At 58.2% G+C, this 13,661-nt stretch carries 15 protein-coding genes; 6 read left to right on the plus strand and 9 right to left on the minus strand.

Annotated features, from left to right (window positions below):
- Positions 1–76 precede the first annotated feature (76 nt).
- On the minus strand, positions 77–556 hold the full coding sequence (gene bfr / locus QK300_RS07285; protein WP_281301046.1) for a bacterioferritin: 480 nt from the start codon (positions 554–556) through the stop codon (positions 77–79).
- Positions 557–733: 177 nt separating this feature from the next.
- Entirely contained in the window at positions 734–982 is a 249-nt protein-coding gene (locus QK300_RS13605) for a (2Fe-2S)-binding protein (protein ID WP_150007230.1), read from the minus strand.
- A 186-nt stretch (positions 983–1,168) separates the two neighbouring features.
- Here QK300_RS13605 and QK300_RS07295 point away from each other — a divergent pair, with 186 nt between their 5' ends.
- A complete protein-coding gene (locus tag QK300_RS07295; RefSeq protein WP_042087143.1) occupies positions 1,169–1,327 on the plus strand; it encodes a YqaE/Pmp3 family membrane protein in 159 nt (52 codons plus the stop codon).
- A 31-nt stretch (positions 1,328–1,358) separates the two neighbouring features.
- Here QK300_RS07295 and QK300_RS07300 read toward each other — a convergent pair whose 3' ends face one another.
- The 7 genes from QK300_RS07300 to QK300_RS07330 form a co-directional block, all read right to left on the minus strand.
- Positions 1,359–2,381, minus strand: coding sequence for an aspartate-semialdehyde dehydrogenase (locus QK300_RS07300; protein WP_281301048.1), 1,023 nt, complete (start codon positions 2,379–2,381; stop codon positions 1,359–1,361).
- A 222-nt stretch (positions 2,382–2,603) separates the two neighbouring features.
- Positions 2,604–3,032: a 50S ribosomal protein L19 gene (gene rplS, locus QK300_RS07305; RefSeq protein WP_042087138.1), complete on the minus strand. Its 429-nt coding sequence runs from the start codon at positions 3,030–3,032 to the stop codon at positions 2,604–2,606.
- A 13-nt stretch (positions 3,033–3,045) separates the two neighbouring features.
- The gene (gene trmD / locus QK300_RS07310) at positions 3,046–3,753 is read right to left on the minus strand and encodes a tRNA (guanosine(37)-N1)-methyltransferase TrmD (protein ID WP_042087186.1); all 708 of its coding nucleotides are present in this window, start codon (positions 3,751–3,753) and stop codon (positions 3,046–3,048) included.
- A gap of 10 nt (positions 3,754–3,763) precedes the next feature.
- Complete coding sequence (locus QK300_RS07315; RefSeq protein WP_281301050.1) at positions 3,764–4,405, minus strand: PRC-barrel domain-containing protein; 642 nt, start codon at positions 4,403–4,405, stop codon at positions 3,764–3,766.
- 23 nt (positions 4,406–4,428) lie between these two features.
- Positions 4,429–4,836 (minus strand): 30S ribosomal protein S16, encoded by a 408-nt coding sequence (gene rpsP, locus QK300_RS07320; RefSeq protein ID WP_281301051.1) that lies wholly within the window; start codon positions 4,834–4,836, stop codon positions 4,429–4,431.
- A gap of 27 nt (positions 4,837–4,863) precedes the next feature.
- Positions 4,864–6,363: a signal recognition particle protein gene (ffh, locus tag QK300_RS07325; RefSeq protein WP_281301052.1), complete on the minus strand. Its 1,500-nt coding sequence runs from the start codon at positions 6,361–6,363 to the stop codon at positions 4,864–4,866.
- Positions 6,364–6,604: 241 nt separating this feature from the next.
- A complete protein-coding gene (locus QK300_RS07330; protein ID WP_281301053.1) occupies positions 6,605–7,408 on the minus strand; it encodes a thioesterase family protein in 804 nt (267 codons plus the stop codon).
- Positions 7,409–7,586: 178 nt separating this feature from the next.
- Between QK300_RS07330 and QK300_RS07335 the strand changes: the two genes are divergently transcribed.
- The 5 genes from QK300_RS07335 to zapE all read left to right on the plus strand — a co-directional run bounded on the left by QK300_RS07335 (position 7,587) and on the right by zapE (position 13,516).
- On the plus strand, positions 7,587–9,074 hold the full coding sequence (locus QK300_RS07335) for a DASS family sodium-coupled anion symporter (protein WP_281301054.1): 1,488 nt from the start codon (positions 7,587–7,589) through the stop codon (positions 9,072–9,074).
- 87 nt (positions 9,075–9,161) lie between these two features.
- The gene (gene dapF / locus QK300_RS07340; protein ID WP_281301055.1) at positions 9,162–10,022 is read left to right on the plus strand and encodes a diaminopimelate epimerase; all 861 of its coding nucleotides are present in this window, start codon (positions 9,162–9,164) and stop codon (positions 10,020–10,022) included.
- Positions 10,015–11,331: a tRNA (N(6)-L-threonylcarbamoyladenosine(37)-C(2))-methylthiotransferase MtaB gene (gene mtaB, locus QK300_RS07345; RefSeq protein WP_281301056.1), complete on the plus strand. Its 1,317-nt coding sequence runs from the start codon at positions 10,015–10,017 to the stop codon at positions 11,329–11,331. The genes dapF and mtaB overlap by 8 nt, the downstream gene beginning before the upstream one ends.
- Positions 11,328–12,302 (plus strand): signal recognition particle-docking protein FtsY, encoded by a 975-nt coding sequence (gene ftsY, locus QK300_RS07350; protein ID WP_281301057.1) that lies wholly within the window; start codon positions 11,328–11,330, stop codon positions 12,300–12,302. Before mtaB ends, ftsY begins: the two co-directional genes overlap by 4 nt.
- Positions 12,299–13,516 (plus strand): cell division protein ZapE, encoded by a 1,218-nt coding sequence (gene zapE, locus QK300_RS07355; RefSeq protein ID WP_281301058.1) that lies wholly within the window; start codon positions 12,299–12,301, stop codon positions 13,514–13,516. Before ftsY ends, zapE begins: the two co-directional genes overlap by 4 nt.
- The last annotated feature ends 145 nt before the right edge of the window (positions 13,517–13,661 follow it).

The following is a 13,661-nucleotide window of genomic DNA, read 5'->3' on the forward strand; positions in this document are numbered from 1 at the left end:
GCACTCTAACCGACCACGCGCATCATGAACATATGAAGAACGAAGGCAGCTTGATTTTTTTGGGCCTACAGCTCGATCAGCCGTCGTGATCGCCCATCTGGCTTTGCAGATAATTGGGCAGGCCCGTATCCTCGATCAATTGAAGCTGGGTTTCCAGCCAATCGATATGCTCTTCTTCAGACGTGAGGATTTCGCGCAAAAGCTGGCGCGAAGCATAATCCTCGACCTTTTCACAATGGCCGATGGCGGCTTTCAGGTCTTTATGGCCATCCATTTCCAGATCCAGATCGCCCTGCAGGATTTCCGGCACATTTTCGCCGATGCGCAAGCGATTGAGCTGCTGCAGATTGGGCAGGCCTTCAAGAAACAGGATGCGCTCGATCAGGCGATCGGCGTGTTTCATCTCATCGATGGATTCGTGATATTCATAATCGCCCAGCTTATGCAGGCCGCGATCTTTCAAAATCCGGGAATGCAGGAAATACTGATTGATCGCCGTGAGTTCATTTTTCAGAATGACATTGAGATGCTCAATGACCTTTTTATCGCCCTTCATCTCGGCTCTCCTGCTCATAATATCTTCGCGATATAATCGTGCTGTGGCCCGCCCCATCTGTTGAACAGGGGCGAGGTGACCATGGATGCACTGTGCACCAAAAGCCCGGGGTATTTCAAGTTTTCTATTGAAAATCAGCTACTTGCGAATGATATTAAGAGCCAGCATCAGCTATCTTCAAAGGCTGACGGGGGCGCCATGGCCAAAGCCCATGGCCGCTTCCACGCAATCCTCTGCTTTGTCTCTGATTTTGGCGGCATAATCATCTTGCTTGATGATCGTTTTAGCGTGCGTAAGGCACATGCCGCATTGCGGCTTGCAGCCCATTTTTTTGTAAAGGGCACCCACCGATCGCCGCTCCCCGGTTTCACGGGCAGCCGCCAGCACGCGCTTTTCAGTCAGACCATTGCAAATGCAAACATACATCAATCGCACCTCATGAACGCCCTCATGTTTATGCGATTGCGAATGATTGTCAAGATTAAAAAAGATGGCTTGTAAAAAAATGAAAAAACCAAATATCTTTGGGGGTTAATCCTCGCCATTGGCGCGGGGGTGGTCGGTCAGAAATTTATCTGATGACAAACGATCAGATCAGGAGCAAGGCCCATCATGGATATCGTCCGGCTGATCTTCGCGATTCTCTTGCCCCCCGTGGGGGTGTTTTTGCAAGTGGGGCTGGGGATGCATTTCTGGCTGAATATCATCCTCACTCTGTTTGGCTATATCCCCGGGATCATTCATGCGGTGTGGATCATCGCCCGTCGTTGATGATCCGCACCTCATGATGTTTTTAGCCTGATCAGGCGTCTTTTTTCAGATGCCGGGCGATCAGGCTTTCGGCGATCTGAACGGCATTGAGCGCCGCCCCCTTGCGCAGATTATCCGAGACAACCCAAAGGCTGAGGCCGTGCTTTACCGTAGGATCGCGGCGAATCCGGGAAATGAAGGTGGCAAAATCACCGGCGCATTCCACCGGGGTGATATAGCCGCCATCTTCGCGCTTATCGATGACCAGACAACCCGGCGCTTCGCGCAGGATTTTCCGCGCCGTGCCGGGGGTGATGTCGTTTTCAAATTCCACGAAAACGGCTTCGGAATGGCCGATGAAAACCGGCACCCGCACGCAGGTGGCGATCAGCGCGATGGCGGGATCGAGAATTTTTTGCGTCTCCACCGTCATTTTCCACTCTTCTTTCGTGGAGCCGTCATCCAGAAAGCGATCGATATGGGGGATCACATTGAAAGCGATCTGCTTGGTGAATTTAACCGGTTCGATGGGATCATTGACGAAAATGGCCCGGGTCTGGCTGAATAATTCGTCTGATGCTTCATTCCCCGCCCCTGAAACCGATTGATAGGTGGACACCACCACCCGCTTGATTTTGGCGGCATCATGCAAAGGCTTCAAAGCCACCACAAGCTGGGCGGTGGAGCAATTGGGATTGGCGATGATGTTCTTTTTCCTATAGCCAGCCAGGGCATCGGCATTCACTTCCGGCACGATCAGCGGCACATCCGGATCCATCCTGAAATGCGAGCTGTTATCGATCACCACGGCCCCGGCGGCGGCGGCTTTCGGGGCATATTCCGCAGCCACGTCGCCGCTGGCGGCAAAGAGCGCAATATCGATGCCGGTGAAATCGAACGTATCGAGCGCCTTCACCTTCAGTTTTCGATCCCCATACATGACATCCTGGCCTAAGGATTTGCGTGATGCCAAAGGGACGATTTCTGAGGCGGGAAAATCCCGCTCTGCCAGAATATTCAGCATTTCCTGGCCCACAAGGCCGGTGGCGCCAATAACGGCAAGGCGATAGCTCATCGCGCTTTGCTCCTGTTGTGAAATTTTCGCTCTAAAAAGCACCGCAAAAAAGATGGATGCGGCGCTCCTATCCCATGATCTTGAAAGATTCGCAAGCCTTGCGGTGCACAATGCGCATGCGGGTTTTCTTCAGAAGGGCGCGCTCAATGACTGCGCCAAATGAAAAAGGGCGGCGCACCGAATGCACCGCCCGCATTTCAACCCGCCACAAGGGCCGCTGGATCATTCTGCCTGCGTTGGTGCATCGCTGGCAGCCGCAGCCGCTTTCGCTTTGCCCTTGGGTTTATGGCGCCAATCCTTGCGTTCGGCGATCCGGGCGGATTTACCGGTCCGGCCACGCAGATAATAAAGCTTGGCGCGACGCACACGGCCACGACGCAGCAATGTGATCGAATCCAGAATCGGGGAATAAAGCGGGAAAATCCGCTCAACCCCTTCACCGAAGGAAATCTTGCGCAGGGTGAAAGAGGCATTGATGCCCCCGCCATTGCGCGCAATGCACAGACCTTCAAAGGGCTGCAGGCGTTCGCGTTCGCCTTCGACCACCTTCACCATCACTTTGATGGTGTCGCCAGCCTGGAAATCGGGAATGGTTTTGCCGGCTGTCAGCTTTTCGATTTCAGCCAGTTCAAGTTTCTCGATGACGTTCATTCTACATGACCTTTCATGTTTTATGACGTCGCTCATAGGTCGACCAGAGATCCGGCCGACATAAGCGGGTCACGTCTTCCGCTTTTTTAAGTCGCCATTCGGCAATCTTCCCGTGATGCCCGGAATTGAGCACCGCCGGTATCTCGTGCCCCTCCCATATCTGGGGACGGGTATAGTGCGGGTACTCTAAAAGTCCCCGCTCGAAACTTTCATCTTCAGCGCTTTGGTGCTTGCCCATCACGCCCGGCAACAACCTGACCACCGCATCCAGCATGGCGATGGCCGCTGGTTCTCCCCCTGAAAGGATAAAGTCGCCAAGGCTGATTTCCGTCAGCTTTCGTTGATCGATCACCCGCTGGTCAACCCCTTCGAATCGGCCGCACAGCATGGTTATGCCACCGCATCCCGCCCATTCCCGCGCCATGGCCTGATCAAAAGGCCGACCGCGCGGGCTGAGAAAGACCAATGGCCAATCCGGTTCCGCATGCAAACGCGCCGCATCGATGGCAGCCCCCAGAATATCGGGCCGAAGCACCATTCCAGGACCACCGCCCGCGGGCGTATCGTCTACAGAGCGGTGTTTATCACTCGCAAAATCGCGAATGTCCAGTGTTTCTATCGCCCAAAGCCCATCGTCCAATGCTTTTCCGGCCAAACTGTGCCCCAAAGGCCCGGGAAACATTTGCGGATACAGCGTCAGAATTTGCGCGACCCAACTCATCGGCCCCAACTCATCTATCAGTTTCCGGGCCATGATCGCTTTGCAAAGCCAGCCATGCCGCCAGATCAAGCACGAGATAGCCCGCTTTTAGGGCAACCTCCGGCACGAACTGGCGATCAAAGGGGATCAAAATGGATTTTCCAAGCCCCGGTGCGGCTTCGTGTAAGCTGATATCCAGAAGATCGCCGCCACCAAAATCATGCACTGCCCGCACCATCCCCAGATCACGGCCATCCGGCGCTTGCGCCTTCAGCCCGATCAGATCAACCAGAAAATAGCTGTCATCCGATTCGCTATCACTCGATTCTCTGGTATCGGCTGGGGAGTCGGGTGCATCGGCATTGGGGCCTTTTGCATCCGCTGCGGCATCTAAAAGCGCCCGATCAATATAAAGCCGGGTACCCGATAAAGCCTGAGCCGCATCGCGATCATGAATGCCCGTGATCGCGGCCGTCCATCCCCCTTTCACCGGAGACAGCAGGCGCAATTCGATCTGGCGATTGCTGTCACCCAAATAAAGGGGGCCATAGCGCGTGATCGCCGCCGGATCATCGGTGAAGGCTTTCAGCCGCACCGCACCGCGCACGCCATGCGCGCCCGCAAGGGCGGCAAGGCAGATACGCTGTGATGGGGGATGATCCGGGGTCGCCATGCGCCATCGCCTTTTCTCAAGCCTCAGGCTTCAGCCGTATCGGCAGCGCCGTCTTCGGCGGGAGCGGCAGCCGCGGCAGCAGCAGCGGCTTCTGCGGCGCGTTTGTTGCGTTCTTCAACCCGCTCCACCGCTTTCTTGCCCGGTGCGCCTTTTTTCAGGTTCTTGCGATCACCCTTCTTCTCGGTGATGCCCGCCTGTTCCAGAAAACGGCTCACACGATCGGTCGGCTTCGCGCCTTCGCCGATCCAATGCTTGATGCGTTCTTCAAGTAAGATGATGCGGTTGTTATCGTCTTTGGGCAGCAGGGGATTGTAGGTGCCCACCTTTTCGATGAAGCGGCCATCGCGGGGGCTGCGGCTATCGGCAATCACGATACGGTAATAGGGGCGTTTTTTGGCGCCGCTGCGGGCAAGACGAATAGCAAGTGACATAAGATCAGTCCTTTCTTGAGATGGTAATCATTTTTTCTTGTTCAAAAGGGCCGCAAGCTCGGGCGGCAATCCGCCGCTCTTGCCACCCGACAGGGCATCGGAAAATCCGGGCGGAAGACCTTGGGCGCCACCGCCCATGCCGCTCATACCCCCCATGGCGTTCCCCATTCCGGGGAGCGATGGCAGGCCGCCCTTTTTTCCCATTTTCGACATTTTTTTCATCATGCCAGACATCTGCTGATGCATTTTCAGCAGCTTGTTGACATCCTGAACGCTCACGCCGGCACCGGCGGCGATCCGCCGTTTGCGCGAGGCATTGAGCACCCGCGCATCGCGGCGTTCTTTTGGGGTCATGGCGCAGATGATGGCTTCCTGCCGACCCAGAACCTTGTCATCCAGCTTGGGGGCGCCTTTGGTCAATTTGCCCATGCCTGGCAGCATCGACATCAAACCCTTCATGCCGCCCATTTTTTTCATCTGGCGTAATTGGCTGCGCAGATCATCCAGATCGAACTGGCCCTTGCGCATTTTGGCGGCCATGCGTTCGGCATCATCGGCTTCGATGGTTTCTGCCGCCCGCTCCACCAAAGAGACCACATCGCCCATGCCCAGAATCCGGCCGGCAATGCGGGAGGGGTGAAAGGCTTCAAGAGCATCGGGCTTTTCGCCGGTGCCGATCAGGCGGATCGGCTTGCCGGTGATCGCCCGCATCGACAGCGCCGCCCCGCCGCGCCCATCGCCATCCATGCGCGACAGCACAACGCCGGTGATCCCCAGCCGCTCATCAAAGGATCGGGCCACCGAGACCGCATCCTGACCGGTGAGGGCATCGGCGACCAGCAGGGTTTCCACCGGCTTCACCTGATCGCGCACGGCGATCACCTCGCGCATGAGATCATCATCCACATGCATCCGCCCGGCGGTATCGAGCATCACCACGTCAAAGCCCTGAAGGCGCGCCGCTTCCATCGCACGGCGGGCGATATCAACAGCCATCTGGCCTTCGATCACCGGCAGGGTTTTGATCCCGATCTGCTCGCCCAGCACCCGCAATTGTTCCTGTGCTGCCGGACGACGGGTATCGAGAGACGCCATCAGGACGCGCTTATGATCTTTTTCGCTCAGCCTTTTGGCGATTTTGGCGGTGCTCGTGGTTTTCCCCGAGCCTTGCAGCCCCACCATCAGAACCGGCACCGGCGGCACGCCCAAAAGCGGCAGGGTCTGGCCGCCAAAGCCGCCGGGGCTATCGGCTTCATCCTCGCCACCGCCGAGCATGGCGATCAATTCATCATGAACGATCTTGATGACCTGCTGGCCCGGCGTAACCGATTTCAGAATGGCGTGGCCGATGGATTTTTCGCTGACCTTAGCAATGAAATCCTTGACCACCGGCAAGGCGACATCGGCTTCCAAAAGCGCCACGCGCACTTCGCGCATCGCCGCCGAGACATCTGCCTCCGACAGGGCGCCGCGTTTTTTGAGCTTGTCAAAAACGCCGGACAGGCGATCGCTTAAAGACTCAAACATCGTGCCACATATCCATCCTGCATCCCGCCAGATGTATCCACAAAAGGAGACAGCACCAGTGGGCGAATCCTCGCTGACTGGTGGAGACCCCGGATAAACCATCCAAAGGGCCCAGCGTTTAAGCCGGGTTTTAAAGCTGTGTGTTCGCCGCCGCCACCATGAAGCACAGTGAAAAAAGAGCCGAACAGGGCGTTTGTTAGTCCCTTTCACCTGCAAAGTCAATGCGCCAATGGGGCGGGCTTCAGCCGAAAATGGCAATGCTTTGTTGGGCTGAAAGCACGGCCCGGCCATCGCGTGCCCAGGTTGTCATCGCTTGGCTGGAATAGCCATCGGCGGCATTTTCAGCCCTTGAGCGCATCAAGAACCAGCCATCGCGGGTTATGGGCGCGGGCGTCAACGGGTTGATCTGCCATGTCATGGAGCTGACCGGGATCATCGGCCCCTTGCCCATGATGATCGCGGGGGGCAGGGCATCGGCCAAAGCCAGCAGGGAAAAGATCGGGTCCACCCCACCGTCATCGCTCCACAGGCTTTCATCCTTGTGGCGCAGCCAGATCAGCATATCGGCCTGATTGTCAAAGGATCCCTTGGCCATGCGCAGATCGAAATGCCGGATGAAGGCGGGGGCCCCCTCGATCAGCGGCACGGCGGCGAGGCTTTCGGGGGCAGGCACATCGGGCATCGGCGGCAGGGCCACCGCTTTGGCCGATGGGCGGGCGGCCCCAAAGCAAAAGGCGGTGCGGGTGGCCAATCCCTGATCCCCCACAAGATCGACGGATAAAAAGCTCACCGAACGCCCCCGCCGCAGGATTTGCGGGCGGAGGCTGAGAGCCCCCTGCGCCGGGCCGATAAACGCCACCTGCGCCGAACGCAAAGGAAGATCATCCCCCAGCTTGTGCCGCGCGGTGACATAGCTCAGCGCCGCGGAAAGCCCGCCATAAAGGGTGCGGCCCTGTAGCCAATCATCCGGGGCATCCAGATGCATCACCCCATCCGGGCAGATCGCCCCCGTGGCTGTGGCGAGAAGGGCGGATAATGCGATCATAAGATGAAGCCTTTTGCTTTTTCAGGGTGGCTCATTATGGAGCGTTCTCTGGATGCATCAATCCTCAGCATCTGGCGGGTTTTTGCAAAGCGCCCTCATGAATGCCCGATGAGAGAGGCTTGCACCTTTGGCCCGGTCTGTTAGGTTTTTGAAACATCTATACATCTTTGGGGGTGTCGTGAGCGAAAATCCACAGGCGGACGAGGCGAAAAACCCGGAAAACAGCGGCGGCCGGCACCTTTATCAAAGCATCGGCCTTGTTTTGGGGCCGCTCTTGGCGCTTTTGCTTTGGCTGCTGCCCGCGCCCGCTGGCCTTTCGGCCGATGGCTGGGTGGTGGTGGCTTTGCTTGTTTGGATGGCTTCATGGTGGGCGACCGAAGCCATCCCCGTGCCCGCCACATCGCTTTTGCCGCTGGTCGTTCTGCCGCTGTTCGGGGTTACCACGCTGGCCGAAGCCTCGCGCCCTTTTTCCGAGCCGGTGATTTATCTGCTTTTAGGCGGCTTCATCATGGCCATGGCGATGCAGCGCTGGGGGCTGCATCAACGCATCGCTTTGAGCATCGTGGCGCAATCGGGTTCGCATCCGGCCTCCCTCATTTTTGGCTTCATGCTGGCGGCGGCGGTGTTATCGATGTGGGTATCCAATACCGCCACGACCCTGATGATGCTGCCCATCGGGCTGATGGTGGCCAGCACTGTTCTGGGGCCGCGCGCGGGCTCCCATCCTTTTGCGATTGCGCTGGTGCTTGGCATTGCCTGGGGGGCAACCATCGGCGGTTTGGGCACGATCATCGGCACCCCGGGCAATGCTTTCGTGGTGGGTTTCGTGCGCGAGGCACAGGGGCTTGAGATTTCCTTCATCGCTTGGATGGCCTTTGGGCTGCCGGTGGTGGCCCTGATGCTGCCTTGTGCATGGTTCGTTTTGACCCGGCTGTGCTTTCGCTTTGATGCCAAAGATGTGCGGGGCGGACGGGCGGTGGTCGAAAACCAATTGGCTGCCCTGGGGGCGATGACCAAAGCGGAAAAGCGCACAGCGGCGGTTTTCCTGCTGGTGGGCCTGGCCTGGGCCCTGCGGTTGTTGCTCAATGAACTGCCGGGGTTTCATTATCTATCGGATATGGGGATTGCCATCATCGGGGCTTTGGCGATGTTTCTCGTCCCCGCCGGGGGCAAGACGGCGCGGGGCACCGCCCTGCTGGATTGGCCCAGCGCCAGCCGCCTGCCCTGGGGGGTGATCCTGCTCTTTGGCGGAGGCTTGAGCCTTGCCGCGGCCATCCGCTCTACGGGGCTGGCGGAATATCTGGGGAGCCAGCTTTCGGTTCTGGCGTCTTATCCGGTGCTGTTTTTGATCCTCGCGGTGGTGTTGCTGATCATTTTCCTCACCGAACTCACCAGTAATACGGCGGTGGTGGCGGCTTTGGTGCCGGTTTTGGCCTCCATCGCCGAAATCAGCGGGCTTGCCCCCATCCTGCTTGCCGCGCCCGCAGCGCTCGCCGGGTCCAGCGCTTTCATGCTGCCGGTGGCCACCGCCCCCAATGCCATTGTTTATGCCAGCGGCCAGATCAAAATCCCGGATATGGTGCGGGCCGGATTTCGGCTCAATCTTCTGGGTGCACTGATCATCACGGGGGTTTGCTGGCTGATCGTGCCGCGTCTCTTTGGCTGAGTGGCTTTATGATCATTTATGATCGGGGGGGCCATGGCCTTTTGGGTGCTGGACTCATGCCCCATCGCAGCCATATAAGGCGGCATGATGAGCCAGCAAAAGCCCGATGATCGCCCTTTCCTGAAAATGCACGGATTGGGCAATGATTTTATTCTGTTCGATGCCCGGCACAGCCCGCTGGTCCTCGATCCCGCCACCGTGCGCGCTTTATCGGATCGCCATCAGGGCATTGGCTGCGATCAACTGATCATATTAAGGCCATCGGATAAGGCCGATCTGTTGATGGAAATCCGCAATGCCGATGGCTCGGATGTGGCCGCCTGCGGCAATGCCACCCGCTGTGTGGGGCAGATTTTGATGGATGAACTGGGGCGGGATGAGGCGATGATCGAAACCCGTGCCGGCATTTTGCTGGCCCGCCGGGCGGGGGATGCGGTCACCGTTGATATGGGGCGGCCCGGTCTTTCATGGCGCGCTGTTCCCCTGGCCCGCGATCTTGATCTTAATGCTTTGCCGATCATTGAAGGCGATCTGTTGCCGCCTTCGGCCCTTTCCATGGGCAATCCGCATCTTCTGTTTTTCAATCCGGCTCCTGAAAAATGGGATGAAAACACCCCGGATGTGGCGGAGATCGGCGCCCGGCTTGAACATCACCCCGATTTTCCCGAAGGCACCAATGTGTCTTTCGTCACCATCATCGCGCCTGATCATCTAAAGGTCAGAACATGGGAACGCGGCGCGGGCCTTACCCGGGCCTGTGGCACGGCGGCCTGCGCCAGCCTTGTGGGGGCGCATCGCCGGGGCTTTGCGGCCCGGGCAGCCCGGGTAGAGATGCCCGGCGGGCCTTTGCAGATCCTTTGGGCCGATGATGATCATGTGCTGATGACCGGGGCGGTGCGCACGGCCTTTCGGGGTACTGTCGATCTAAGGTGTTTGGCTCATGACTGATCATTCCGGACCCGAAATCATCACCTTTGGCTGTCGGCTCAATGCCTATGAATCCGAAGTTATGCGCGAGAATGCCATCGCCGCCGGGCTCGAGGATGTGGTGATTATCAATAGCTGCGCTGTGACCGCCGAGGCGATGCGGCAGGCGCGGCAGGCGATCCGCCGGGCCAAAAGGGCGCGGCCCGATGCCCGCCTGATCGTCACCGGCTGCGGGGCGCAGATCGATCCAAAAATGTTTCTCGATATGCCCGATGTGGATCATGTGCTGGGCAATGCCGAAAAAATGCGGCCTAGAAGCTTTGTCGATCTGGCGAAGGGCACGGCGGAACGGCTTCTGGTCAATGATATTTTCTCGGTCGAGGAAACGGCGGGGCATCTGATTGATGGCTTCCGTGAAAAAGCGCGGGCGTTCGTGCAGATCCAGAATGGCTGCAATCATCGCTGCACCTTTTGCATCATCCCCTATGGCCGGGGCAATTCCCGCTCGGTTCCCGCCGGTGAGGTGGTTGAACAGATCAAGCGGCTGGTGGATCATGGCTATGGCGAAGTGGTTTTATCGGGTGTGGATATCACAAGCTGGGGCGGCGATCTGCCCGGCACGCCCCCCTTGGGGCGGCTGGTACAGCAGATTTTAAAGCATGTGCCCGATCTGCCGCGCTTGCGCATTTCGTCCATCGATTCCATCGAGGTGGATGCCCCTTTGTTCGAGGCGCTGATCTCGGAACCCCGCTTGATGCCGCATCTGCATCTCAGCCTGCAGGCGGGCGATAATATGATCTTAAAGCGGATGAAGCGCCGCCACAGCCGGGAAGATGCCATCGCCTTTTGCCAATCGGTGCGCGCCCATCGGCCCGAGATTGTTTTCGGGGCCGATATCATCACCGGCTTTCCTACCGAAAGCGAAGCGATGTTCCAAAATAGCCTGAAACTGGTGGAAGCGTGCGATCTCACATGGCTGCATGTGTTTCCCTATTCCGAACGGGTTGGCACCCCGGCGGCGCGGATGCCGCAGGTGGATGTGCCGGTGCGCAAGGAACGGGCGGCCCGCCTGCGGGCGCTGGGGGAATCGCAGGTTGATCGCTATTATGCGGATTGCGTGGGAAAAACCCTCATGGTGCTGGTGGAAAAAACCGGGTCCGGCCCGAATGGGCCATGGGCCATGGGCCATTCCGAAGGCTTTGCCCCGGTGCGGATGCAGGGGGATCATGCGGCGGGCACGATCATCGCCGTGGTGATCGACAGACGCGAGGATGGCGTGCTCCATGGCGTGCTTCGGGGCCGCGTTCAACAGATGATGGGGGTGAAATGACCGAGGCCAAGACATCCTGGCTCAAAAGGCTGACCGCAGGCTTGAAGCGCTCTACGGGGGCGATTTCCAGCGGTATCGGGGATATTTTCACCAAAAGGCGGCTGGATGATGCCGCGCTTGAGGAACTGGAAGATCTGCTGATCACCGCCGATCTGGGGGTTTCCGTGGCCGCGAAAGTGGCGGATGATCTGCGCCGCGATCGGTTTGGCAAGGATATCTCCGCCGCCGAGGTGCGCGCAGCGCTGGCCGCGCGGATCAGGCAGATTTTGCAGCCTGTGGCCAGGCCCTTGTCGCTTGAAGGCGGGCACAAGCCCCATGTGATTTTAATGGTGGGGGTGAATGGCGCGGGGAAAACCACCACCATCGGCAAGCTGGCCCGGCAATTTCGCGACAATGGCCAATCGGTGATGCTGGCGGCGGGCGATACCTTTCGCGCGGCGGCGATCGAACAATTACAGATCTGGGGGGCGCGCACCGGCTGCCCGGTGGTGACCACGAAACTGGGGGGCGATCCTGCGGGCCTTGCTTTTGAAGCGATGAGCCGGGCCGAAGCCGAAGGTGCGGATATTTTGCTCATCGATACCGCAGGGCGGCTGCAAAATCGCACGGAACTGATGGATGAACTGGCTAAAATCGTGAGGGTGATCCGAAAAAAAGATGCCAGCGCGCCCCATGATACGCTGATCGTGCTTGATGCCAGCACCGGGCAGAATGCCCTCAATCAGGTGCAGGTTTTCAGCGAAGTCGCCGATATCAGCGGCATGATCATGACCAAGCTCGATGGCTCGGCCAAGGGCGGGGTTCTGGTGGCTGTGGCCGAACGCTTTGGCCTGCCCATTCATGCTGTGGGCGTGGGTGAAGCGGTTGATGATCTGCGCCCCTTCGATGCCGATAGCTTTGCCCGCGCGCTGGTGGGCTTATCGGATGAAAGCGATCAGGCCGATCAAATGATCCCGGTGGCCAAGCCGTGAACGATCTGGCTTGGGTTGAAGGCTTGGGCGAAGGCCCCCAGGATGTGTATGACACTTTGCGCGCCCGCAATGAGGTGCGCCCCGATCCCGGCCAGGCCGAGGTGGTGGCGCATCTCGATGCTTTGCACAAGATGCTGATCGGTTTTGATTGCGCCATTCCCGACCGGGGATTCTTGAGCAGGCTGTTTGGCCGCAGGCGAAAGGCCCCCCCGCGCGGGCTTTATCTGTGGGGTGGTGTGGGGCGCGGCAAATCCATGCTGATGGATCTGTTTTTTGCCACCGCGCCGGTCAGGCAAAAGCGCCGGGTGCATTTTCATGAGTTCATGCAGGATGTGCACCGGCGTCTTGATGACTGGCGCAAGATGACCCCTGAGGCGCGCAAGGCCCAGGGCTATGACAAAGGCACAGATGGTCAATCCGACGATCCCATCCCGCCCGTTGCCAAAGCTCTGGCGTGCGAGGCTTGCGTTTTGTGTTTTGATGAATTTCATGTCACCGATGTGGCGGATGCGATGATTTTGGGGCGATTGTTCAAGGCCCTGCTCGATGAAGGCACGGTGATCGTTGCCACATCGAACCGCCCCCCTGATGATCTCTATAAGGATGGGCTCAATCGTCAGCTTTTTCTGCCGGTGATCGCCATGCTCAAGGAACGTTTCGATGTCTTGGGGTTGAATGGCCCCACCGATTATCGGCTGGAACGGATGCGCGGCCTTGATACCTGGCTCAGCCCGGTGAATGAAGCGAGCACCATGGCTTTGCGGCGCGTATTTTTTCGCTTGACTGATCGCGATGTCGATAATCCTCAGGATGTGCCCACCGGCACGGTCGAGGTGATGGGGCGCGAGATTTTCGTGCCCAAAGCCTGCAAGGGCGTGGCGGTTTTTTCCTTCAAACGCCTGTGTGAAAAGCCTTTGGGGGCGGCGGATTATCTGGCGATTGCCCGCAGTTTTCACACCCTCATCATCGTGGCCATTCCGATCATGGGGGCGTCAAAGCGCAATGAAGCCAAGCGGTTCAATACCCTGATCGATGTTTTATATGAGCAGAATGTGAAGCTATTGGCCTCGGCCGAGGCCCCACCCGAAAAGCTTTATGTGGCTGGCGATGGCGCCTTTGAATTTGAACGCACGGTCTCGCGCCTTCTGGAAATGCAATCTGAAGATTATCTGAAACGTGGGCATGGATCGCTTCAGGCAAGCCGAGCATATTGAAAATCGGGGCATCAGATGTTAAGCTTATGGACAAAAGATGGCTCTGGATGCCCGCGCCTATCGTCACCCTGGGCCTTTTTTTTCGTCATCCCGGGCGCAGACCCTCACAATCGTCATTCTGTGCTTGACCCGGAATCCATCTTTG

The organism is Iodidimonas sp. MBR-22, assembly GCF_029946565.1.
Taxonomy (GTDB): Bacteria; Pseudomonadota; Alphaproteobacteria; order Sphingomonadales; family Rhodothalassiaceae; genus Iodidimonas; species Iodidimonas nitroreducens.

Excerpts from the sequence above, each read along its gene's own strand:
- bfr (WP_281301046.1), bottom strand. The coding sequence starts at position 556 with ATGAAGGGCGATAAAAAGGTCATTGAGCATCTCAATGTCATTCTGAAA.
- QK300_RS13605 (WP_150007230.1), bottom strand. The coding sequence starts at position 982 with ATGTATGTTTGCATTTGCAATGGTCTGACTGAAAAGCGCGTGCTGGCG.
- QK300_RS07295 (WP_042087143.1), top strand. The coding sequence starts at position 1,169 with ATGGATATCGTCCGGCTGATCTTCGCGATTCTCTTGCCCCCCGTGGGG.
- QK300_RS07300 (WP_281301048.1), bottom strand. The coding sequence starts at position 2,381 with ATGAGCTATCGCCTTGCCGTTATTGGCGCCACCGGCCTTGTGGGCCAG.
- rplS (WP_042087138.1), bottom strand. The coding sequence starts at position 3,032 with ATGAACGTCATCGAGAAACTTGAACTGGCTGAAATCGAAAAGCTGACA.
- trmD (WP_042087186.1), bottom strand. The coding sequence starts at position 3,753 with ATGAGTTGGGTCGCGCAAATTCTGACGCTGTATCCGCAAATGTTTCCC.
- QK300_RS07315 (WP_281301050.1), bottom strand. The coding sequence starts at position 4,405 with ATGGCGACCCCGGATCATCCCCCATCACAGCGTATCTGCCTTGCCGCC.
- rpsP (WP_281301051.1), bottom strand. The coding sequence starts at position 4,836 with ATGTCACTTGCTATTCGTCTTGCCCGCAGCGGCGCCAAAAAACGCCCC.
- ffh (WP_281301052.1), bottom strand. The coding sequence starts at position 6,363 with ATGTTTGAGTCTTTAAGCGATCGCCTGTCCGGCGTTTTTGACAAGCTC.
- QK300_RS07330 (WP_281301053.1), bottom strand. The coding sequence starts at position 7,408 with ATGATCGCATTATCCGCCCTTCTCGCCACAGCCACGGGGGCGATCTGC.
- dapF (WP_281301055.1), top strand. The coding sequence starts at position 9,162 with ATGAGCCAGCAAAAGCCCGATGATCGCCCTTTCCTGAAAATGCACGGA.
- mtaB (WP_281301056.1), top strand. The coding sequence starts at position 10,015 with ATGACTGATCATTCCGGACCCGAAATCATCACCTTTGGCTGTCGGCTC.
- ftsY (WP_281301057.1), top strand. The coding sequence starts at position 11,328 with ATGACCGAGGCCAAGACATCCTGGCTCAAAAGGCTGACCGCAGGCTTG.